The sequence below is a fragment of the Enterococcus sp. AZ078 genome (assembly GCF_051714985.1).
Lineage (GTDB): Bacteria > Bacillota > Bacilli > Lactobacillales > Enterococcaceae > Enterococcus_B > Enterococcus_B hirae.
Genome location: NZ_JBIOSW010000001.1, coordinates 2332501 through 2355900 on the forward strand (window position 1 = coordinate 2332501; position 23400 = coordinate 2355900).

Sequence of the window (23400 nt, forward strand, 5' to 3'; positions counted from 1 at the left end):
CTTTTCACCTTTCCCTCACGGTACTGGTTCACTATCGGTCACTAGGGAGTATTTAGCCTTGGGAGATGGTCCTCCCGGATTCCGACGGAATTCCTCGTGTTCCGCCGTACTCAGGATCCTCCTAGGTGCCTTCCAAATTTCATCTACGGGGTTTTTACCCTCTTTGACTGACTTTTCCAAGTCATTCGACTATCTGAAAGAACTACCATATTGGAGTCCTACAACCCCAATGAGCAAGCTCATTGGTTTGGGCTTTTCCCGTTTCGCTCGCCGCTACTCAGGGAATCGAATTTTCTTTCTCTTCCTGCAGGTACTTAGATGTTTCAGTTCTCTGCGTCTACCTCGAATGCGCTATGTATTCACGCAAACGTAACATCCTATAAAAGATGCTGGGTTCCCCCATTCGGAAATCTCTGGATCATAGCTTACGTACAGCTCCCCAAAGCATATCGGTGTTAGTCCCGTCCTTCATCGGCTCCTAGTGCCAAGGCATCCACCGTGCGCCCTTATTCACTTAACCTTATCAACCTTGCGGTTGGGTTTTGATCTTTCTTCTAGCGATAGAAGTCCAATCAAGAAAATAAGCAATTGAACTTATTAAAAAACTCATTCAACGCGGTGTTCTCGGTTTGTATTACTAATTTACTTCAAATATCCAGTTTTCAATGAACAAAAATATATCTTTGAGAGTAAACCTCTCAAAACTGAACAAAGTGAAAAACAAACAGTGTAGTCTCCGTAATATTCCTTAGAAAGGAGGTGATCCAGCCGCACCTTCCGATACGGCTACCTTGTTACGACTTCACCCCAATCATCTATCCCACCTTAGGCGGCTGGCTCCAAAAGGTTACCTCACCGACTTCGGGTGTTACAAACTCTCGTGGTGTGACGGGCGGTGTGTACAAGGCCCGGGAACGTATTCACCGCGGCGTGCTGATCCGCGATTACTAGCGATTCCGGCTTCATGTAGGCGAGTTGCAGCCTACAATCCGAACTGAGAGAAGCTTTAAGAGATTAGCTTAGCCTCGCGACTTTGCGACTCGTTGTACTTCCCATTGTAGCACGTGTGTAGCCCAGGTCATAAGGGGCATGATGATTTGACGTCATCCCCACCTTCCTCCGGTTTGTCACCGGCAGTCTTGCTAGAGTGCCCAACTAAATGATGGCAACTAACAATAAGGGTTGCGCTCGTTGCGGGACTTAACCCAACATCTCACGACACGAGCTGACGACAACCATGCACCACCTGTCACTTTGCCCCCGAAGGGGAAGCTCTATCTCTAGAGTGGTCAAAGGATGTCAAGACCTGGTAAGGTTCTTCGCGTTGCTTCGAATTAAACCACATGCTCCACCGCTTGTGCGGGCCCCCGTCAATTCCTTTGAGTTTCAACCTTGCGGTCGTACTCCCCAGGCGGAGTGCTTAATGCGTTAGCTGCAGCACTGAAGGGCGGAAACCCTCCAACACTTAGCACTCATCGTTTACGGCGTGGACTACCAGGGTATCTAATCCTGTTTGCTCCCCACGCTTTCGAGCCTCAGCGTCAGTTACAGACCAGAGAGCCGCCTTCGCCACTGGTGTTCCTCCATATATCTACGCATTTCACCGCTACACATGGAATTCCACTCTCCTCTTCTGCACTCAAGTCTCCCAGTTTCCAATGACCCTCCCCGGTTGAGCCGGGGGCTTTCACATCAGACTTAAGAAACCGCCTGCGCTCGCTTTACGCCCAATAAATCCGGACAACGCTTGCCACCTACGTATTACCGCGGCTGCTGGCACGTAGTTAGCCGTGGCTTTCTGGTTAGATACCGTCAAGGGATGAACAGTTACTCTCATCCTTGTTCTTCTCTAACAACAGAGTTTTACGATCCGAAAACCTTCTTCACTCACGCGGCGTTGCTCGGTCAGACTTTCGTCCATTGCCGAAGATTCCCTACTGCTGCCTCCCGTAGGAGTTTGGGCCGTGTCTCAGTCCCAATGTGGCCGATCACCCTCTCAGGTCGGCTATGCATCGTCGCCTTGGTGAGCCGTTACCTCACCAACTAGCTAATGCACCGCGGGTCCATCCATCAGCGACACCCGAAAGCGCCTTTCAAATCAAAACCATGCGGTTTCGATTGTTATACGGTATTAGCACCTGTTTCCAAGTGTTATCCCCTTCTGATGGGCAGGTTACCCACGTGTTACTCACCCGTTCGCCACTCCTCTTTTTCCGGTGGAGCAAGCTCCGGTGGAAAAAGAAGCGTTCGACTTGCATGTATTAGGCACGCCGCCAGCGTTCGTCCTGAGCCAGGATCAAACTCTCATAAAAAGTTCGAACAATCTTGCGATTGTTAAGCTCAATTGTTTGCTAGCATATTGCTTGCTTGTTAAAAATGTTTGTTGTCTTGAATCAATCAAGACGCCCTACACATTTGGTTTGTCTTTGCTTTGTTCAGTTTTCAAAGGTCTACTTGATTAAAAGCTAATCATTTGAGATTGCCGTAGCAACTTTTATATCATATCAGAGCGACGTTTGTTTGTCAACTCTTTTTTTAAAAGTTTTTTTGACTTCGTTTTTCAGAAGTGTTTCAGCAACTCATTTATCATAACTCATCGTTTGTTATTTGTCAACAACTTTTTTGAAGTTTTTTTCGATAGAATCAAGCTTCGTAAGCTGTCGTTTTTTAACGACTTAGTTATCTTATCATGTGTTTTTAGAAACGTCAAGAACTTTTCTGCTATTTTTTTAGAAAGTTTCATTACGCTGTTTCTTAAATCAACGTTAATAAATTTATCACGTAAACCAAGGTACGTCAACAAGCATTTTCACTTAATTTTTCAAAAGAATATTCAAGCAAAAGATCATCATTCGCTTTTACTTCAAAAGAATCATAAAAAAGTTTGCATTATCGAATATAATCCATGATAAACTGAACGTTTCATCCTTTAAAGAGGACCGGTTACCATAAAAAAAGAAACTTGAATTTTTTTCAAGTTTCTTTTGGTGTCTAATTCTACATTAAAAGAAAGGAACTCCTTCCACTTCGTAAGTGCCAAGGACAGAGCGCATTTGATCTGGGTCTTCCCAAAGATAGCCTTTACCTAAGTCTTCACTTTGACTTTTTTGCTCAGTTTCAAAAACAAACAATGGAACATTTTCGTGATTAATATGTGTATTGGTCAACTCCATCAAATTAATTTTGCTAACATCAATATGAACGATTTCTTTTAAAAAGCTAAGTATGTTTGCTAACCCCGTCTTTTCTTCTGAAAGCTCTGCTAATGCAAACTCCAGCTTGTCATCAATTGAATGGACTAAAAATTTTTTTGATCCATCCTCCAAATGCAACATGATTGTACCAGCTACTTTTTTGCTTGCCAAAATTTCCACCTCGATCAACTTGTTCTGTGGTTTACATAAAAATTCTAGCACATTTTCAGAAAAAATACACTTTTTATTTCTTATTTTCTTTCTGTTCTAGTTCTTCTAGTGCTTCGTCCACCCATTTTGGTAGTTGTTCCGCAATCGTGGCAAACCCGATTTTTTTATTTTTATTCGTAAAGTATCTTTTCCTTCGATAAGGAATAACAGGGCTCTTCTTCTCCAACGTACGTAACGACAAACTAATTTTTTTTGAATATTCATCAATATCAATGATTTGAACAGTTACTGGTTGACCAACTTTTAACAATGTGTGAATACTTTTCGTGTAACCTGATTGTACTTCTGATACGTGAATCAAGCCTTGTGTTTCCTCGTCTAAAGACACAAATGCACCATAAGGCTGTATTCCAGTTATTTTTCCTTTAATTATTTGTCCAATTTTATATGTCATGTACTTCCCTCTCTTTGCATTTATCATTATACTGTAAATGATTTAAAAAAAGAAGTTTTGAAAATACTCAATAGAAAAAGGGGTCCTTTAGATGAGTGAATTTGACAAGAAAGTTTCAAGAAGACATACCGATAGCGTAAAATGGGATTCAATTAAAGAAACCTATCAAAGAGACGACTTATTGCCTTTATGGGTTGCAGACATGGATTTTTTATCACCTGTTGGAGTAAAAAAAGCTTTTGAAAATTATGTTTCTCAAGGTCTTTTTGGTTACTCTACCGTTTCAGAAAAATTATATCACGCAGTCATCAATTGGGAAAAACAACAGCATCAGGTATCTTTAACAAAAGAACACATTGTCTTTACTAGCGGTGTTTTATCTAGTTTAGCTGTTGCAATTCAAACTTTTACTGAACCAGGTGACAGTGTGTTGATCCATGACCCCGTTTACCCACCTTTTTCTGCAATCGTCGAGAGTAATCACCGTCAGCTTATACGGAGTCAATTAATTGAACAAAACAATAAATTCATGATGGACTTTCAAGATATGGAAAAAAAGATCGTTGAACAACAAGTAAAAGTGGTAATCCTTTGTAATCCCCACAATCCAGGGGGGCGTGTTTGGACTAAAGAAGAATTATCACAACTAAGCGAACTATGTTTGAAACACAAAGTGCTGCTTTTTAGTGATGAAATTCATCAAGACTTAGTTTTTTCAACGAACCATTTTAACTCGATGTTAACGATTGATGAAACACTAAGTCAGTCTTTAATCACGTTTACTTCGGCAACCAAGACCTTTAATTTAGCAGCGATTAAAAACTCAATGGTGTTTATAAAAAATCCTAAATTAAAAGAACAATTTGAACAGCGGTTACTAATGAATCAGCAACAAGATATAAATACTTTTGGTCTAATCGGTACACAAGCTGCTTACGAAACGGGTAGAGAATGGCTTAGTCAACTGCTTCCTTATATAGAAAAAAACGCGGCCACTGCCACTTCTTTTTTTGAAAAACATTTACCTCAACTAGGTGTGATGACGATTGAAGGAACGTATTTGATGTGGTTAGATTTTTCTGCTTATGAAGCGAATGACGAGTTGCTAGAACAAACATTGATTACCAAAGGAAAAGTTGTTTTAAATCCTGGCATCTCATTTGGTCCTGCCGGTCATGCTCATATGCGATTGAATTTAGCTTGTCCGGAAGAAACACTACTAGATGGATTGATGCGGATAAAAAAAGCCTTCACATAAAAAACAAAAGCATTTTTGACGACTTTTAAACGAGGTTCTATTCTAATTATAAATAAAATAAACCAACTGGGTCAATGATTGAAACCAGTTGGTTTATTTTGTGCTTAGTTAATAATTAAAATGTCTTACTATTGCGAGTGATTATTCTGATACTTCAACTTTCTCGATCACTACATCATGTACTGGACGATCTTGTGGACCACGTTGTACGTTAGCAATTTCATCTACGGTAGTCATGCCATCAATCACATGACCAAATACAGTATGACGGAAATCTAGCCAAGGTGTCCCACCACCTTTGTATGCTTCGATGATTTCAGCCGGGAAGCCTGCACCTTCTAATTGATCTAGCATATTCGCTGGTACATTTTCATTATTCACGATAAAGAACTGGCTACCGTTTGTATTTGGTCCAGAGTTAGCCATCGATAACGCCCCACGTAAGTTGAACAACTCACGACTAAATTCATCTTCAAAACTTTCACCATAGATGCTTTCGCCACCCATACCTGTACCAGTTGGATCGCCACCTTGAATCATAAAATCAGGGATGACACGGTGGAAAATTACTCCGTCGTAATATCCTTTTTTAGCAAGTTCAATAAAATTTTTAACTGTTTTAGGCGCTAATTCTGGGAATAATTGGACCGTAATGTCACCACGGTTTGTTTTTATTACTGCCTTTGGTCCTTTTTCATTTTCTAAGCTTAATTGTGGGAATACCATATCTTTTTCCTCCTAAAAATTATTCCTTCATTGGTAATAATAACATATTCTCTCTATTCGCTGTTACATGAAACTTAAGAAAACAAAAAGACTCATCCTTATGTAAAAATGATTATATACTTTTTATCAAATGATAGATACTTTTCTGCGTTTCTCTGACTTAAAAAATAATCCACGAGTATTTTTTAATATGTGAACCAGTAGATTTCACGAGAGATCGTTTTCGCTTCTGCCCCAACCTCCTTAAGAATTAGAAATAAATCATTTGTTTGAGAAGTATTCTCAATTAAATTCTGCTATAGTGTGGGTATGAGGAGGAAGTTTTCTATGGAAATCTATGATATTACAATTATCGGTGCAGGACCAGTAGGGATGTTTGCAGCGTTTTACGCAGGTATGCGTCAAGCAAAAACTAAGATCATTGACAGTTTACCTCAACTAGGTGGGCAATTAGCAACGCTTTACCCAGAAAAATACATTTATGATATTCCCGGCTATCCCGCCGTGAAAGCCAGTGACTTAGTAGCAAATCTGGAAAAACAGTTAACCACATTCAATCACTCTTTTCATTTGAATGAGGAAGTTCTTTCTATTACTAAAGAAGATGAAATAATTGAGATCACAACTACTAAAGGAATCCACTATTCAAAAGCAGTCATTTTGACTTTAGGAAGCGGTTCTTTTCAACCTAGAAAATTAAATGTACCAGAAGCAACAACTTATGAGCATCACGGTCTCGATTATTTTGTGAACGATTTAATGAAATATGCTGGTAAAAAAGTAGCAATTGCAGGTGGTGGTGATTCAGCAATTGATTGGGCGTTGATGCTAGAACCGATTGCGAGTGAAGTTTATCTTATCCATCGCCGGCCAGAATTTAGAGCTCATGAGCATAGTGTAAACTTATTGAAAGCTTCATCAGTCAATCTTTTAACTCCCTATCTCATTGATGAATTATCTGGAGAAAATGGGGAATTGACTGCTGTTCGCTTAAAACGGGTAAAAAGCGAGGAAACAATTGAGTTACTGATTGATTCATTGATTGTTAATTATGGGTTCACCTCAAATCTAGAACATCTTTCAACATGGGGACTTGAAAGTACCAGAAATGCAATTTCAGTAAACTCAGATATGTCAACCTCGATACCAGGCGTTTATGCTGCTGGAGATATCTGTTCTTACAAAGGAAAAGTAAAATTGATCGCTACTGGATTTGGCGAAGCACCTACAGCTGTCAATAATGCGTTACACTTTATTAACCCTAAAGAACGCACACAACCTGGACATAGTACCAGTTTATATGATAAAAAAGTTCCTCCGAAATAGGATAGCTTGTGTGATTTTTGACCATTTTGTCCAAAGCAGAGGAGACAACATTTGTTTCTTGCTTTTTTATTTGGTAGGCTAACAATATAGTTGATTCACAGAAGCAAAAGGAGGAAGAAAATGGTTATCAAAACTGAAACGCTAGAAGAAAAAGCACGTGAATTGCTCAATGAGCGTGGAGTAACCCTTGAAGACATTGCTGAGCTAGTGATGTTTTTACAAAAAGATTACATTACTGATCTTACTTTAGCAGATTGTATCCAAAGTGTTCACGCTGTCTTAACCAAACGTGAAGTCCATAACGCAATCATAACTGGGGTTCAATTAGATATTTTAGCAGAAGAAAATAAGTTGATGTCACCGCTCCAACATATCATTGAAGATGATGAAGGACTGTATGGGATCGATGAAATACTAGCCTTATCAATTGTAAATGTCTATGGGACAATCGGTTTCACTAATTATGGCTATATCGATAAAGTAAAGCCTGGTATTTTACAAAAATTAAATAGCCATGACGGAAAAAATGTGCATACTTTCTTGGATGACATCGTGGGTGCAATCGCTGCCTCTGCTGCCAGTCGTCTTGCTCACCAAGAGCCAGAAAAACGCAGTCGTTTGACTCAATAAGAGGTTGTGAAAGAAGCGATCAGCTCCGAGCGAATAAGAGAGGATTTTTTTAAATAGCTTCTCATATTTTAGAAAATCATCGCTTATTGCTGAGGAGTTGCTTCTTGAACACCGTGAATCAGAGGTTGTGAAAAGAGCGACTTGTCCTGAGTATTAAGGATGAAAATCTCGAAACAGCTTTTCATGTTTTGAGATTTTTTGACTTAATACCGAAGGACAGCTCTTTGAACACCGTGAACCAGAGGTTGTGAAAACATCGTATAGCTCCGATGACAATAAGAAAGAATTTTTTAAAATAGCTTCTCATATTTTGAAAAATTCAGGCTTATTTCAAGGAGCTGATGTTTGAACACCGTTTAGAGAAAGAGGTTGTGAAAAGAGCGTTTTGTCCTGAGTATTAAGGACGAAAATCTCGAAACAGCTTTTCATGTTTTGAGATTTTTTGACTTAATACCGAAGGACAGCTCTTTGAACACCGTGAATCAGAGGTTGTGAAAACATCGTATAGCTCCGATGACAATAAGAAAGAATTTTTTAAAATAGCTTCTCATATTTTGAAAAATTCAGGCTTATTTCAAGGAGCTGATGTTTGAACACCGTTTAAAGCAAAAACCCGAGACAATCTCCTTGTCTCGGGCTTTTTTTATTCTGTTGAAACAAAATAGGCATTATGATTTGTTCTATTCTATGTTTGATTTTAACTTCTTTTTAGCTCTCTTTTTCCAATGATAACAAAAAAAGCAAAAAAGAGTTCAATTAAAATAAAAAATAAAATAAAACTATGCATAAAAAATTGTTCTGGTAAGACGTTAATGATTGGATCGGTTGTCGGATCAAACAGCCAATCGTCGTTGTTAAAAAATGTTTCATGGAACAAGATAAAAAAGCGATCAAATCCTACCAACATAAAAAAGCCAAAAACAATCGGTACGAGCATTCCAATCTTAAACGGTTGAACTAAACGCCAAAAACGCTTATGACGTTTCAGATAAAAGAGATAGTAGATACTAGGTATCAACGTCAACAGCAGCACAAAATAGTTAAGTAAAAAAAGTTTTTTGACTTCATAAAAATGATGTGCTCCACTTGCAGAAATAGGAAAATTTTGCAGACTTAATTCCTTCTGAAAAGGATTATTTAAATAAGCCATTAATTGATCAAAATTTTTCAATAAAGTTTCTTGATCAAGCGTAGTATGATCCAATATGTTCAGATATTTGATGTCTAGTTCATAGAGAAAGCGAAAATTGATTGTTATCGCGATCGCCAGACTGATCAGCATGAAGAATAGACAAACCAAACCCGCATATTCTCCCCACACCCATTTTGTTTTTCTCATTCTAGAAACTCCACTCATCTAACGAACGGAGAACGTGTGTAGCAGGTACCGGTAATAAAGGTACATCCTCAGCTTTCGTAAATCCTGAGAGCACCAACAACGTATCAATCCCATTTCGAATCCCTGCTTGGATGTCTGTTTCATAGTTGTCTCCAACCATGATGACATCTGCTTTCGTTAAACCTAATTTTTCTACCGCCTTATCCATAATGATCGCTTCTGGTTTGCCAATATAAATCGGCGGCGTCTGCGTAGCTGTCTCCACAAACGAAATAACCGATCCTGCACCTGGCAACAACCCACGCTCAGTTGGAATATTTTTATCTGGATTTGTTCCAATAAATGTTGCCCCTTTTTGGATCGCAAGAGTCGCTTTGACTACTTTTTCATACGTCAGATAATTATCTAGACCGACCACTACATAATCGGGATTTTCTTCATCCCAGACAAACCCTGCTTCTAAAATCAAATCGATCAAACCAGCTTCACCTATGGCATAAAACGTGTTTCCTTTCCCGGCAGCGTGCATAAAATCGATCGTTGCTAAAGAAGCTGTATAAACAGTTTCTGGGCTGACGTGTATATCAAATTCATCTGCCAAGCGATTGGCTACTGCCTGTGGACTTTTTGTGGTGTTATTCGTAACAAACAGAAAAGGCTGTTTTTTTGCCTGAAGAGCCTCCACAAAACATTTCCCAGCAGGTATAGGTTCAGTCCCCCGATAAATCGTTCCATCTAAATCAATCAAATATCCTTTATAATCCATCTTTACTCTTCCCTTTGTCTTATCGTAAAATTAGTGTTGGCTTTTGGTTTAGTTAATGTTTTTTCAGTCTTTTTTTGTTCTGTTTTTCTTTTTTTGATGACCGGTTTTTTGTGATTTGAAGAAACGGGTCCTTTTTTCTCATCAATGTACGCACGATGTTGGTTTTGATTTTTCTTTTTTCTTCGGCGAGGAGTATTTTTTTCCTTCTTACCTCCGATTTGTTCAATCACAAAATAAGCGCAACCAAAATTACAATACTCATACAAATAATCTTCCAAAGCATCAATTCGTTGGTCGGGATGAGCACGTCTGTTATCTACTCGGAAAAATCCTTTTAATCTTAATTGTTCATAGCCCCAATCACCAACGATATAGTCATAACGCGACAAGACTTCACTATATCTTTCGCCAAGTTTTTCTGGATTGAACCCCTCTCGATGATCCTTTACTAGGCGATAGTGCTGTTCGCCAATCAAAAAATTCTTCTCATCGATGAAAGTAATGATTTCTCCCTTTACTTTCTCCGGTTTGGGTTCTTCGATAATTTCTTCTAACACGGCGGTGATTTCTTCTGTCACCGTATGGTCCTCGACATTTTTCGCTGTCTGTTTTTCTTTTGTTTTAGCTTCAACGGCGTGTTGCTCTTTTTGTTTTGCCGACATGCTTTCACCACCTATCGTTCCTATTATACCTTGTTTTTATTTTATTGGATAGTGAGCATTTAAGTATTCCCCTACTACGCTACGAATAAATTCCGGAAATAAAAATTCATTTTCACCAGCAATCTCAATCGTTGGAAAGAAAGGTACAAACATAAAATGATCCACTGTTGTAAATGTATATCGACGCTCGTTATCTATCGGCTGATTCAGCCAGTGAACTTGATGATTCACTGCATCATAAGAGATCCCACTATAAACCACTTGTCCAAAAATTTTTCCCCGAAATCCCATACCTCTGATTGGGTAATTGCGTAAAAAGGCACGATTTTTTTCGATTTCTAATACCAATCGAATCAAATCACTTCCTTTAAGTGTGACATTCAGTAAATGCATTGGATGAGGTAATGCCGTATGCAGTTGATCCTGATTGATCAGCCCTGCTGGTAATCCAGTTAAAAACAACCCACTATTTAGCATTGCGCCTTGTGTTTGCCCACGATACTTGACTGCTTCTAACGCCTCATAGATAAAAGAATGTTCCGCAAAAATATCTACTGATAAATCATAAGGCAACTTGGCTACTTTTTTTGCCGCTAATAGTTCGTGCCCTTTAGTTAAATAATCTTGGCTTTCCTGCTCATCTTCAATAAACGTCGTCATCGTCTCTGTTGGAATAGCCCGAGCTGATTTTTGGATGATGTTTTTATGCTCATCAACGGTGAGGTGAACCTCTCCAACGTATTGTCCATATTTTCCCGCTGCTGCAAGCTGAACACCATTAACGATTTGACCATCAATCAGCAAATGATGCGTATGTGAGCCTAAGATTACATCGATTGACGGAAGTTCTTGGGCAATCTGACGATCGTCTTGGATACCTAGATGGCTCATCAATACCAAGATGTCTACTTTTGGTCTTAGTTCTTCCACCAATTCAGGCAAAATATCATAAGGGTTTCTGATATCCCAACCATTTGGACTATAAGTTAAGGGAAAAGGAGCCGTCAAAGCCAGTAAGCCGATTTTAGTCTGTTGAGGAGTTTCAATGATCTTGTACTTTTTTGCCCATTTCGGCGGTTGCAACAGATGTTTATCAAACAAATTATCCAATAAAATATCAAAGTTTGCCTGATCATAAAGATGATTCAATTGATCCTTGGCATTTCCTACGCCTTCATTATTACCTATCGTCACAGCATCATAGCCTACGTTATTCATTAGTTCAACATTTGCTTGTCCATCGGTTGCTTCTGATAGCGGGTGCCAGCGATCAACAAAGTCACCTAAATCAACAGTGATGGTCGTGGTATTTTCTTTTTTTTCGTTTTCACGCTTTTTTTGCTCAATAAACCTTCTGATTTTAGGCCAGTTTTCTAGATGCGAGTGTAAATCATTCGTATGTAATAGAACTATTTTTTCCATCTTATTCTTTCGCCTCACTTTTCTTTATCATACCATAGGCTTTTTCTTTGTTCACTTTGAAAGATTTTAAAGAAAATCAAATTCCTCCGCTGTGAATAGACTCCATTCTAAACGTTAGCCTTGTGGATAATATCGGATCAAAGTAATAATCAGTCTATCTCTAGCTAGCGATTCGGGGTAGAAAAGTGATGAAAAAATACGTTACAGCAAAACATGATCAATAGACATAATTCTATTGGCATTGCCCATTCATTCGTCAGCTAACTTTCAATCAAATCGACAGAAATAAGCCGTAGAATTTCCAATATACGCAGGACGAATGTCGGAATTCTTCGGCTTATTTCTTAAAACTAACTCTTCTATCACTACTTCTTCAGTAATAATCAAGTAGTAATCAAGTAGCAATCAGTTTCTCATTTTTCTCTTTTCAGACAACTAATTGAAGTTTTTTTAATCAAAAAATTGATTAGATGCAGCTATGCTGATTTGTAGACGATCCAATGGTTCGCCAAACATTCCTGCCCAGCCATCATAGCCAGCGATAGAGGTGCCATCATCACAACATACTCCTAGCCAACCAGCTCGGGCGGTCGTTTGAGAACGGTAGTAGGCTTGCGATAATGTCTTACCTGTAGGTGTTGTATAGTAAAGTTGCACACCATCGATGGCTTCACCAGGATTTCCTGCACATCCATTGACCATATCATTTGGATCACCTTTGCTGACCCAATCTAACCAACCACTTTTTACCGTATGGACTCGATAACGAATCGTTCCCGCATCTACTTTGATATAAAGCATGTCATGTTGATTATTTGGCAATCCTGAAAAACCATTGGAATCGACATCATTGAAATTGGTAATTTCTCCTAACCAACTTCCGCCCAACACACGTAACCCATAGTGAACATTGGTAGAAAAACTTCCCCCATTATTTACCCCTGGTGAATAAGTAAATAAAGGATTGGATTTCGCAATCCCGATTTGCAGACGGTCTAGCGGTTCGCCAAACATCCCTGCCCAACCATCGTAACCGACGATCGATGTTCCATCATCGCAACAAGTTTGTAACCAGTCAGCACGAGCGGTCGTTTGTGAACGGTAATATGCTTGTGAATAAGTTTCTCCAGCAGGTGTTGTGTAATAGATTTGTACACCATCAATCGCTTCTCCAGGATTCCCTGCACATCCATTGACCATATCATTTGGATCACCTTTACTAACCCAATCTAACCAACCGCTTGTCATCGTGTGTACTCGATAACGTAATGTTCCTTTATCAACCTTGATATATAGCATATCGTGTTGATGATTCGGTAATCCTGAAAAACCATTAGAATCTGAATTGTTAAAGTTAGTGATTTCTCCTAACCAAGCTCCCCCCAACACTCGTAAACTATAATGAACATTTGTCGAAAATGAAGGTGGCGTTGGGTCATTAGTTATTCCTGTTGAACTTGATTGATTAAAACCGCCAGAAAAACGCCAAACTTCATAATAATGAAACCCATTTGCAACGATATAATTTTTATCAAAACGTAATTCTTGAATCGCAGTATTTTTTTCTCCTTGCGTATAGTAACAAGTTGAAGTGATGTTTTTACCACCACCAGTAATCACACCTGTATGTCCAATCGCACCACCTGAATCAGCCATCGAGGACCCACCAGAAAGTAAAACAATATCCTCATCTTTCAGCTGAGAGAGATTGGAAGCGTTTGAATTTCCGACTAAAACTAATACATAACCACATCTTTGGAGATAACCACCAAGGGTAACCGTATTATATAAATAGCTATAAGGAATTCCAGAGCTGTCTTTGACTGCTTGAGTAATACTTCCAGAACAATCTGCCGTTCCATCTGTACCGTTTCTTGAGCCAGTCATGGAATAGGTTATCTGTCCACGATGTTTATTGAACCAATCCACGACTTTTGTTCGGTTTAATTGTTGGTACCAGTATCTAGCTTGTTGCGCTCTTGCTGGTTGGTTTGCATTTGCCGGTCTTTCATAATATTGAATGAAAATATTCGCCAGTTCTTCTGGAGACTTGTTACTTGTCTTAAATTGTTGAAACGTCATAGATATATTATAAAATTGTTGATTGTTTGCTACCTCCCACTCAATACGTTTGCATTGAGAAATGACGTCTTTGTAATTTAATCCATTCGCATTTGCCCAATTGATATATTTAGATGCTGGTGTCCATTGCACTAGTCCGTATCCACCAGACATATTTCCGACAATGTCGCTCTCCCATCGGTCGGCAATAATGCCACTTTCTGATTGCATGTTCCCTAATAATCCAGCAACTGCGGTTTTTGACCAGCCTTGACTGACCAAGTAATCCCAAATTGTTTTTGCTGTTTCAAATTGCCCCATAATAGTTGTTCGCTCCTTACTTTCAATCATTTTTTCATATTAGTTGCGCCTTTAAATGTACACAGCTTATTACTTACTGTTATCTTTCATCCTCCTAAAAAATTATTTTGATCATTTGATTCGAATCACATAGATATGTGAGCTATTTTAGTGATTTGTGACAGAAAAAATAAAATCTTTTACTTTTTTCTAAAAAGCTGTGCCTAGGTTGCTTTGTTAGTAAATAAAAAAGTCATTATCACGTAGTATCTCGGTAAATTCACTTTGATCCTTCCTAATCGTTCTCTGTTTCGTTATTGTTTTGGTTTCATTTTGTCTTGAATTGATTTTAAAATCCCCTCAAAATAAGTCGTTACTTCTGACTCAGCAATATTGGTCAAAATGCTCCCAATCTCAGTGAAAATCAGGCAAGTCGTAAAAACCTTTACTAACGTAAATTCAAAATGAACGCCGTTTTGGATCAACACAAAATCAACGACTCCCGTCAGGATCAATAACACAAAATGACTGAGTTTTTTCCAAAGTCCTCGCCAACTTAGCGTTGAATACCAAACATGATTGACTTTTGCTTTAAGCCAACCTGTTATGAGATCTAATAGAACCACTAGAAAAAAACTGTGAATTAATGCTTGATCACTAGCAAAGACTTTCGTTAATGCCGTCATACTAACACCTCCTTTTAAACGTAATGACTGCGAAAGAAATGCCCTCCATAACAGACATTAGTTTGCAGTTTTGAGTCCCTTGCTCTTGGCTTTCATCATTTGTTTGATACACTATTCTTCTTTTTACATTGTCAGACCTTCCTTTCACTACTTTGCTAAAGATTTTTGTTTCCATTTAGATATGTTGGAAAATAATAAAATTTGTGACAAAAAAAAAGGGACTGGGACAAAAGTTGTCTCAGTCTCTTCTAGTATCTCTAAAAACGAATAAACGGCGTTCAAAGCGCTGACCTTCGGCGATAAGTCAAAAAATCTCAAAACATGGGAAGCTGTTTCGAGATTTCCATCCTTAATGCTCCTGCGATTACTCGTCGCAGTTTTTACTTGGTGAGCGCTCAGGTCAAAACACTCTTTTCACGACCTCTTGCTCACGGTGAGACAAAAGTAGCATCTTCGGAAAATTTGCCGAAATTTACCAAAAATTTGAGAATCACCAAGTAGGTAACAATCAACATCAAAAACTAGTTTTTGTGTTTCTTGTCAATTTTCGGAAATTCCTTCTTATTTCTTGATGCTGAACACTTTTGTCTCAACCTCTTTCAACTTTTCACTGTTCTTAAGCCAACTTATTCGTTCACTATTAAATTTAGAGCTGTCATTTTATCAAGTTCTCTGCTTATTCAAAAAAAGAATTTTACAAAATATTCGTTGTGAATATTTGTAAAATTCATATTTTGGACTAAAGTTAAATTTTATTCCAGGCTTTTTTCTTGTCATTTATTTTAATTATTTTTTACTTCTTCTGCTTTCTTTAAAATCGCATGTGTCAATGTTTCAGAAAAATTGATCTTCAATTCTTTGCCTAATTTATCTGCCCACTTAGGAATAGACACATTTTTACGTTCTCTCTTTTCCATGTCCAGATACTCTTTTATATTAACTGAAACAAGCGTGACAAATGAATCCTCTTTATTGTATGTATTCGTCTGCTCAAAAGGGAAATAGTTTTCTACATTAATATTGTTTACACTTGAGCTAGACGGCAATTTATTTTCTTCCTCAATATAATAAGACAATTGTAGCCCAAGATAGTCACTAGCCATCTGTATACCGTCGTTTATATCATTTGCTTGTGTTCCGTTCCCATCAATATGTACCTCTTTCGATTATTTATTTTTAGGTCATTGGTATGGAATGCTGTCTTTTCACCAATAACAATTATACTCTATCTATTTACTTCTCTATAAAATACAAATAAAGTACCTAAAAAACTAAAGAGACACTGGTTCATTATACAAAAAAAAACGTAACAAGTAGTAAAGTACTACCTATCACGCTTTTAAGATTCGTTTTAATCAGACACATGGCGGATCCTGCTTAGTGCTGCTTCCTTCCAGATCTGACACGCTTCACAAGCCCGCCATTGTCCTAGCCTTTCGGCAAATAATAGTATACCTGATTTTTTTTTATTTGGCTAGCCTTTTTTTAATTTCTTTTTTCTTAAGCGCAACTCTCTAAAAAAATCCGTTAAAAGTTGGCCACATTCCGTTTCCAAAACGCCTCCTACTACATGGGCTTGGTGGTTAAAGCGTTCATCTGTCAACAAATTCATTAATGTTCCCGCTGTTCCACCCTTTGGATCATACGCACCGAAGTATACTTCTTTGACTCGAGATAAAATCATCGCACCGCTACACATAGGACAAGGCTCGAGTGTCACATATAATTGGGCTTCTTCTAAACGCCAACTTCCAACATTTTGACAAGCTTCACGGATCGCAATCATTTCCGCATGCGTGGTTGCGTCTTGCGTGGTTTCTCTTAAATTGTAGCCTCTTCCAATGATTTCATCATTTAAAACAACAATCGCTCCAATTGGTACTTCCGCTAATTGTTGGGCTTTCTGAGCTTCTTCAATGGCTAAACGCATCCATTTTTCATGTTTTTCATTATCGATTTCCTTCATTTCCAATCGATCCCCTATTTTTCGTTTTCTTGCTTAACTTTAGCATAAGTCAAAAAGGTTGTAACTAGCTTTTTGTCTTATGGTAAAATAAAACATGAGGTGACTTTGATGGACTTGACAAAACTGATAACACTTTATCCTAATGCACAGAAAAAAAATTCCCCTGCTTCCGATAAAGGAATTCTCTCTTTAGCAATTGATGATTATTTTTTATGGATCGATCAATCGACGATTTCGACACAAGAAACAAATCTTTTGAAAGCGTTATTCCCTGTAGCTACTGTCGAAGATAATCATCCGTGGTATCATTATCTATTTGAAAATAAACCGCTAGTAGCAGAAGAAAGCTTTCGCATGATTCAATTTCACATTGATCCAAGAGGAGAATTTCTTAAGCGCCAATGGCAAGAAACAATCGGTGAAATGTTTTTCCACTTAGAAGATTTTTTCTTTTATACAGAAACCGATGCTGTACTGATTGAAAAAAAATATCCTAGTTATCTAGAACTTTCTGAGCTAAGAGGTATTTTTCTTTCATTAGATGCAGACTTTGAAATTACTACCCAAGTATTTATTGGCTCATTTCATTTGCCTTCTCCCAATTTTTCAGAACTGTTTTTTGAAGAGCGGAAAATATTTTTTGAAGAAAAAAAGCACTTTGCTTTACACGGTGGCGCAATCTCATTATCGGAGGTGGCTTTACATCATTATACAAAAGGAACAATGAACAACAATCAGTTAATTGCAAGTTATCAGGAGATGGTCAAACGGACAGAAATGGAAGAGATCATTTCAGTGTTATGGAAAAATTTAGGTAATATTAGTTCGACAGCTAAATCACTCTTTCTTCATCGAAATACATTGAAATACAAAATCGAAAAATTCCAAGAACAAACTGGGTTCAACTTAAAAGAAGCAAATGATTTACTGTTTTGTCATTTGCTCTTACTGCAAGAACAAACACATTGAACACAAAAAGCGAAAGTATTCGTTCATGAGACAAACCAATAATGTTTGTCCCATTTTTTAATACTTTCGCTCTTTTTGTACTTTTAACTTTACTTTTTTTGTTGCATCACATGATTTTATCAACGTAATGGAGTAAACGGTCTTTCACATCTTCCGTTGATCCTTTTAGAGAATCTCCGTAGACAGAAATTTTCTTTTTGCCTGACTTGATCTTCGCCAGGATTCCCATCAAAGAATCTAAATCACTATCCGATAAATGTTCAACGATATCTAGTAGCTTTTCGTTTCCATCAAATGTCTCATTAACGAACTTTTTTACTTTTGCCCGGTTCGTCAAATGATGGATTTTTTCAATGACTTTTCCCGAAACAACTACTGCTGTCGCTACGCTTGCTGCTGCTGCGACACCTAATCCAATTGTTACTTTTGTTGATGTTTTCATCATTATCAGCTCCTTTTATCTATATTAATCATAGCATAGATAAAAAGATAAACGAACTATTTACCCTTTTTCACTTTCAAAATCGCCGAAAGATAAAACGCTACCACCAATTTTTCTGATCATCTATATGAAAGGACGCTTCAGCATCGTTTCATCCATTTACTTAGGGGAATATTCAATATTTGTTAATACTTCAGGCAAGTTCTCTTCCAACTCAGCCAATTTATTCCAAATCAATGTCATTGTTTCAAAAAATTCATGAGAAGATCGATCTGAGTTCAAACTGCCTAATGCATTGAGCCAAAGTAATTCTAATAAGTAAGGCTCTTTGATCCCAGTATGTTCTTTGACATATTCTGAAAACGCACGTTTAAATAAGGAAGCCATATCTAACTCAGACTTAATCACTACTCCACGAATGCTTTCATGGATTGAAAAGAACTCTTTTAGTAGATGGACGATACTGAAGAAATCATCAATGACATATTCTGATAAATAGCGATCAAAACAGATCGTTATTTCTTCAAGTATTTTTTCTTTTAATATACGTATTGATTTAAAGTGGGCATAAATCGGATAAGTGGAACAGCCACAAAAAGAAGCTAAACTCCTAGCTGTTATCTTTGATAAGCCATTTTCTTCAGCATATACCATACTTTTAAAGAGTAAATACTCTTTGCTAAAATTTGTTACTCTACTCATACAATTCTTCCTTTCTCACTTTTGATCATTTTTTTTAAAAAGACATTATTTTTAGTCATCTCTAAATTAAAGGTATTATTATTTAGAGGACAGTAATAATCCCCCATTAAAAATAACAACATAACATCAAAAAAATATATTTAGGTACAATTTCAACAAGAAGCTTATTTTATTAATAACTTTCTTCAATACTCAAAACCCAACATAACAAAATCAGCTAAATAACAATGTTTTTGTTATATAAATTGATTATTTAATCTGTTATAACTTGACAAAATGAGCGAAAAAAACAACAATAGAATAAACGATTGTTATATACCATTTAAATAACAACATGTACATACAACAACTACTACTATGTGAGAATAACATACATTAAAAACTCTTTCCACTCACAGTTTATGTCCTCCCATGGACAAAAAATAAAAGGAAAAGGAGCAACTTATGTTAACGGACGCAAAAAAGAAAGAATTGTTAGTATTCTATACCATTGTTCAAACCAATAAATGTTCCTTACGTGAATTATCTCAGGTTCTATCAATCCCTAAGAGAACGATCAAAGAAATCATCCGCAAATTAAACGGGACTATTTTTCAACAACTAAGTATCCCTAGATTCATTTACTCAACTGCCAAAGGCGAATTGAAATTAGATTCACAACATAAAGATGAAAAAATGGCGATCTTTCATTATATAAAATTGTTTTTTCTACGCGAATCAAATCGTTTTAATTTTTTATTGTTACTTTTTGATTCGCCACACAGTCGTGTTTCAAAAAAAATATTATTGGAAAAGTTGTACATATCTCCTTCTTATTTAGAAAAACTAACTAATCAATTAAACAAATCACTTAAAAAGTTCCATCTGCAAATCATCTCTCGCCAAAATTGTTACATTTTGAAAGGCGATGAATTATCGATTAGAATTTATATGTATTTCTTTTTTTCTGATGCTTTTCAGGGGATTGATTGGCCTTTGACAAATATGAAACTTTCCCAAGTAAAGCATACTCATTTATCCAATGAGCTTTTGATGACCAAGAAAACATCAAAGATACAAGAAAAAGTTTACTTATTAGTGGCAATCTTTTTAATGCGATCTGCTCATCATCAATTACCAGATGCTAGCCTCTTAGAAAGCTATGAAACAATGAAAATTTTAACTTCTACAAAAGATTTTAGCGGCGAATTGAAAAAACAATTGTCCCAATCATTGCCTGAAAGTCTTGTTCAAAATGAAGTACTATACTTTAATTTTTTACTTTGCTATTTTTTTCCTAACCTCATTCCCGAACAACAAAAAACACTCTTTGGCTATGAGTTTTCTAAAAGTAATCATTCGCTTTGTCGACAAGTTTCTTTTCTGATCAAAAAAATAGCTGAATCATTCCCTTCGATATCTGCTGGTGAAAAGAAGTATTATTACCATTATTTGATTATGATGCTGACGACGTTTATTTTTTTATTCCAAGAAAAAATCGATTACTTCCATGCACTTTATTATCCTTCTGAAAATATGAAAATCGATGCCTCGGATCAACGATTAAAAAAAATACAAATGATCATCGCTGACACGTTTACTTCTCAACCAAGCCAAAATTTACTGCACGAACATCTTAGTCGCCTGATCTATACACTTTTAAAATCGGAAGAAAATAAAAAATTAGCGATACATCTACAGATAAGCAAGGTCTTTTCGGGAAACTACCACATCGAAAAATTATTAAAAAATATTTTTAATCATCAGTTTTTACAAATCACCGAAAATCCTGAAGAAGCTGATTTAATCGTCACTGATTGGTTCGATACCCAACAACAAACGGCAGATATCTTTTATCTTGACCCTGAACGTGAAGATGAACTTTGGCTCCATTTATTCCATCTGATACAAAGACTCCACCAAAAATAATCCTTTTGTTTCCTTAAGCTGGAAAATAACTGAAACAAGCCAAAAAAGTATAGGACAACCTGTTGTCCTATACTTAACTATTATCTTGATAGATAGCCCTATCTTATTCAACTCTTCGCGTTTGAACCAGGTCAAAGCGGTTTAACGATAATTACTTACGATTTTTCATTGCTAGTAAGGACCTTAATAATGTCCCATGTACTAGTCTCTACGATTACCACCGAATAATAAGATCAAACGAAGCAATTGTAAGAAAGTGGCAAGTGCTGCAGCTACGTATGTCAATGCTGCGGCAAAGAGTACGTGTCTAGCCATTGGTACTTCTTCTGCTGTCAGAAGACCACCTTCGCTTAGAATTTGAATGGCTCGTCTGGATGCATTAAATTCGACTGGTAATGTAACTAGCTGAAACAAAAGCGCAAGTGAAAAAGCAAAAATACCGATGTTGATTAATGTATCATTCCAGCTCAGTAAAACACCAATCAAAATCAATGGAAATGAAATCATCGAACCAAAATTAGCCACTGGAACCAGTGCGGCACGAATCTTTAGCGGCGCATAACCAACAGCATCTTGTACCGCATGCCCACATTCATGGGCTGCAACACCAATTGCAGCTACCGAAGTAGACTGTGCCGTTGCTTGTGATAAGCTCAACATTTTATTTCCTGAATTATAATTATCGGTCAAATCTCCTGCAATTTGTTGGACACCGACATCATTAATTTGTTGACTTTGTAAAATGTATTGCGCTGCTTGAGTACCCGTCACGTTATTCTTACTTCTGATTTTGTCATATTTACGAAAAGTACTGTTCACATAAGCTGAGGCAATACCGGAAATAACTAATCCGATGATCACTAACAAAAATGTAGGATCAAAAAAGCCATACATGCCATATCCATACATGATAAATCCACTCCTTTTTATTTTAACTTATTTTACCATGAGTGATCTAAAAAGAAGGTGAAAATACCTTGAGTGTATTAGAGTTTTTTAACAAATTCTGATTTTAATTTCATCGGTCCAAATCCATCGACTTTACAATCAATGTTATGGTCGCCTTCCACTAGACGAATATTTTTCACTTTTGTTCCTTGTTTGATGGCACCAGATGCACCTTTCACTTTTAAATCTTTGATCACTGTCACACTATCGCCTTCTGCCAAAGGATTACCATTAGCATCAAGAACGATCAAGCCATCTACTTGGTCCTGTTCTTCATTTGTCCATTCATTTGCACATTCAGGACAAATAAATAATCCTCGATCTTCGTAAGTGTATTCAGAGCCACATTGTGGGCAGTTTGGTAATGTCATCTTCTTTCTCCTTTAAAAATAGCGTTGAGCATTATTGTAACGGATAACGTGTCTTTTGAAAAGAGAGACTTGTGATTTTTAAAACAAAGTTTAGTAAAAATCATTTTTACAACGAACAACTCTCTCTTCTAAAATAGTTACTATCTTTGATACGCATGACAAATCTCTTTGATTTCGCCATAAATTTCTGCCACTTCCGCTAAATCTTTCGCACTTGCGCCACTTGCGAGCGGGTGGCCACCACCATGATGCTTTTTCGCTAATTCATTAATGATCGGGCCTTTCGAACGTAACCGTACACGGTAATATCCTTCAGGTTGTTGCACAAAGATTCCCCAAGCTAATACCTCATCAATGACACCAGGCAAGGAAACAACAGCTGCTGTTTCAGAATCATCAATTCCGTATTGCGAAAGGAGTTCTTGTGATAAAATCACTTTTCCTGCGCCATTTTCATCAACCTGGATATTTTGGTATAAATAACCTGAAAGTTTAGCAACTTTCATCGGCATTTGTTCAATTTCACGATTCAATGCACTGGCATCAAAAGGATAACGTCTTAAATCTGCTGCAATTTCCAACGTCCTGGCGGTTGTAGCTGGATATAGGAAGCGTCCTGTATCTCCTACAATCCCAGCATAAAGCAAACGCGCTGCACTGGTATTCAACGTTAACTCATTTGGAAACATGAGGGCAAACTCCGTAATCATCTCACTACAACTGCTGGCTTTCGTATCGACCCAGACCAGATCACCATACGGTTCATCATTTGGATGATGATCAATTTTTATCAATTTCTCACCTAACTTAAAACGATCGTCACTGATTCTAGGCGCATTTGCTGTATCAGTGACGATGACCAAAGCTCCTTCATACACTTGATCATCAACTATTTGCATTTCTGCTAAAAAGCGCAAGCCCTCCACAGTTTCCCCGACTTGGTAAATTTCTTTTTGAGGAAACGTTGCTCTTAAAATCTCTGCTAAACCTACTTGAGAACCTAAAGCATCTGGGTCAGGACGTTGATGTCGATGGATGATGATTCGATCATATTTTTTTATTTCTGCTAAAATTTCAGATTGGACAGTCATTATTTCCC

At 37.3% G+C, this 23400-nt stretch carries 20 protein-coding genes, 2 rRNA genes, 1 other RNA gene and 2 pseudogenes (1 of these 25 only partly in view); 5 read left to right on the plus strand and 20 right to left on the minus strand.

The features are described from left to right. The 4 genes from IGJ18_RS10905 to IGJ18_RS10920 all read right to left on the minus strand — a co-directional run. Positions 1–520 (minus strand): 23S ribosomal RNA (locus IGJ18_RS10905); it reaches 2394 nt to the left of the window's first position. Between the two features lie 232 nt (positions 521–752). Beyond that, positions 753–2312: ribosomal RNA gene (locus tag IGJ18_RS10910) — 16S ribosomal RNA — on the minus strand. Together the 16S and 23S rRNA genes form the textbook arrangement of a ribosomal RNA operon. Before the next feature lie 690 nt (positions 2313–3002). Beyond that, a complete protein-coding gene (locus IGJ18_RS10915; RefSeq protein WP_010720718.1) occupies positions 3003–3365 on the minus strand; it encodes a hypothetical protein in 363 nt (120 codons plus the stop codon). Positions 3366–3438: 73 nt separating this feature from the next. Continuing rightward, positions 3439–3819 (minus strand): CvfD/Ygs/GSP13 family RNA-binding post-transcriptional regulator, encoded by a 381-nt coding sequence (locus IGJ18_RS10920; RefSeq protein WP_010720719.1) that lies wholly within the window; start codon positions 3817–3819, stop codon positions 3439–3441. Positions 3820–3910: 91 nt separating this feature from the next. Here IGJ18_RS10920 and IGJ18_RS10925 point away from each other — a divergent pair, with 91 nt between their 5' ends. Beyond that, positions 3911–5077: a MalY/PatB family protein gene (locus tag IGJ18_RS10925; protein WP_010737204.1), complete on the plus strand. Its 1167-nt coding sequence runs from the start codon at positions 3911–3913 to the stop codon at positions 5075–5077. Positions 5078–5218: 141 nt separating this feature from the next. Here the strand turns inward: IGJ18_RS10925 and IGJ18_RS10930 are convergent, their stop codons facing one another. Continuing rightward, entirely contained in the window at positions 5219–5803 is a 585-nt protein-coding gene (locus IGJ18_RS10930; RefSeq protein ID WP_010720721.1) for a peptidylprolyl isomerase, read from the minus strand. 327 nt (positions 5804–6130) lie between these two features. Here IGJ18_RS10930 and IGJ18_RS10935 point away from each other — a divergent pair, with 327 nt between their 5' ends. Then, positions 6131–7129: an NAD(P)/FAD-dependent oxidoreductase gene (locus IGJ18_RS10935; RefSeq protein ID WP_034700569.1), complete on the plus strand. Its 999-nt coding sequence runs from the start codon at positions 6131–6133 to the stop codon at positions 7127–7129. Positions 7130–7249: 120 nt separating this feature from the next. Then, positions 7250–7759 carry a phosphatidylglycerophosphatase A family protein gene (locus tag IGJ18_RS10940; protein ID WP_010720723.1) on the plus strand — a complete coding sequence of 170 codons (510 nt, stop codon included), beginning with the start codon at positions 7250–7252 and terminating at the stop codon, positions 7757–7759. 697 nt (positions 7760–8456) lie between these two features. On the opposite strand, the gene IGJ18_RS10945 is transcribed toward IGJ18_RS10940, so the two are convergent. The 10 genes and pseudogenes from IGJ18_RS10945 to tadA all read right to left on the minus strand — a co-directional run bounded on the left by IGJ18_RS10945 (position 8457) and on the right by tadA (position 16961). After that, positions 8457–9098, minus strand: coding sequence for a TIGR01906 family membrane protein (locus IGJ18_RS10945; protein ID WP_034700571.1), 642 nt, complete (start codon positions 9096–9098; stop codon positions 8457–8459). A gap of 1 nt (position 9099) precedes the next feature. Next, positions 9100–9864 (minus strand): TIGR01457 family HAD-type hydrolase, encoded by a 765-nt coding sequence (locus tag IGJ18_RS10950; RefSeq protein WP_438843315.1) that lies wholly within the window; start codon positions 9862–9864, stop codon positions 9100–9102. Positions 9865–9866: 2 nt separating this feature from the next. Beyond that, positions 9867–10526 (minus strand): YutD family protein, encoded by a 660-nt coding sequence (locus IGJ18_RS10955; RefSeq protein WP_311817312.1) that lies wholly within the window; start codon positions 10524–10526, stop codon positions 9867–9869. 36 nt (positions 10527–10562) lie between these two features. Then, the gene (locus IGJ18_RS10960) at positions 10563–11948 is read right to left on the minus strand and encodes a bifunctional metallophosphatase/5'-nucleotidase (RefSeq protein WP_240273616.1); all 1386 of its coding nucleotides are present in this window, start codon (positions 11946–11948) and stop codon (positions 10563–10565) included. A 960-nt stretch (positions 11949–12908) separates the two neighbouring features. Beyond that, positions 12909–13877, minus strand: a pseudogene (locus tag IGJ18_RS10965) (peptidoglycan amidohydrolase family protein); the annotation flags it as partial. Between the two features lie 75 nt (positions 13878–13952). Continuing rightward, a pseudogene (locus IGJ18_RS10970) lies at positions 13953–14360 on the minus strand (phage tail tip lysozyme); the annotation flags it as partial. 263 nt (positions 14361–14623) lie between these two features. Next, complete coding sequence (locus IGJ18_RS10975; protein WP_053766345.1) at positions 14624–14995, minus strand: phage holin family protein; 372 nt, start codon at positions 14993–14995, stop codon at positions 14624–14626. Positions 14996–15777: 782 nt separating this feature from the next. Then, positions 15778–16098, minus strand: coding sequence for a hypothetical protein (locus tag IGJ18_RS10980; RefSeq protein WP_113821139.1), 321 nt, complete (start codon positions 16096–16098; stop codon positions 15778–15780). A gap of 246 nt (positions 16099–16344) precedes the next feature. Continuing rightward, an RNA gene (ffs, locus tag IGJ18_RS10985) (signal recognition particle sRNA small type) lies at positions 16345–16429 on the minus strand. A gap of 40 nt (positions 16430–16469) precedes the next feature. Continuing rightward, positions 16470–16961, minus strand: a complete 492-nt coding sequence (tadA, locus tag IGJ18_RS10990) for a tRNA adenosine(34) deaminase TadA (protein ID WP_010720731.1) — start codon at positions 16959–16961, stop codon at positions 16470–16472. 108 nt (positions 16962–17069) lie between these two features. Here tadA and IGJ18_RS10995 point away from each other — a divergent pair, with 108 nt between their 5' ends. Beyond that, a complete protein-coding gene (locus IGJ18_RS10995; RefSeq protein WP_094940107.1) occupies positions 17070–17930 on the plus strand; it encodes a helix-turn-helix domain-containing protein in 861 nt (286 codons plus the stop codon). Between the two features lie 106 nt (positions 17931–18036). Here the strand turns inward: IGJ18_RS10995 and IGJ18_RS11000 are convergent, their stop codons facing one another. Together IGJ18_RS11000 and IGJ18_RS11005 are read right to left on the minus strand one after the other, a co-directional pair. After that, positions 18037–18372, minus strand: a complete 336-nt coding sequence (locus IGJ18_RS11000; protein WP_010737193.1) for a hypothetical protein — start codon at positions 18370–18372, stop codon at positions 18037–18039. 159 nt (positions 18373–18531) lie between these two features. Then, positions 18532–19074, minus strand: a complete 543-nt coding sequence (locus IGJ18_RS11005; RefSeq protein WP_010720734.1) for a hypothetical protein — start codon at positions 19072–19074, stop codon at positions 18532–18534. 444 nt (positions 19075–19518) lie between these two features. Here IGJ18_RS11005 and IGJ18_RS11010 point away from each other — a divergent pair, with 444 nt between their 5' ends. Further along, the gene (locus tag IGJ18_RS11010; RefSeq protein WP_010737192.1) at positions 19519–20982 is read left to right on the plus strand and encodes a helix-turn-helix domain-containing protein; all 1464 of its coding nucleotides are present in this window, start codon (positions 19519–19521) and stop codon (positions 20980–20982) included. 201 nt (positions 20983–21183) lie between these two features. Here IGJ18_RS11010 and IGJ18_RS11015 read toward each other — a convergent pair whose 3' ends face one another. From IGJ18_RS11015 to IGJ18_RS11025, 3 genes are all read right to left on the minus strand, one after another. Next, complete coding sequence (locus tag IGJ18_RS11015; protein ID WP_010720736.1) at positions 21184–21891, minus strand: zinc metallopeptidase; 708 nt, start codon at positions 21889–21891, stop codon at positions 21184–21186. Positions 21892–21968: 77 nt separating this feature from the next. Continuing rightward, positions 21969–22301, minus strand: coding sequence for a zinc ribbon domain-containing protein YjdM (locus IGJ18_RS11020; protein ID WP_010720737.1), 333 nt, complete (start codon positions 22299–22301; stop codon positions 21969–21971). 140 nt (positions 22302–22441) lie between these two features. After that, complete coding sequence (locus IGJ18_RS11025; RefSeq protein ID WP_438843316.1) at positions 22442–23392, minus strand: DHH family phosphoesterase; 951 nt, start codon at positions 23390–23392, stop codon at positions 22442–22444. Between the last annotated feature and the right edge of the window lie 8 nt (positions 23393–23400).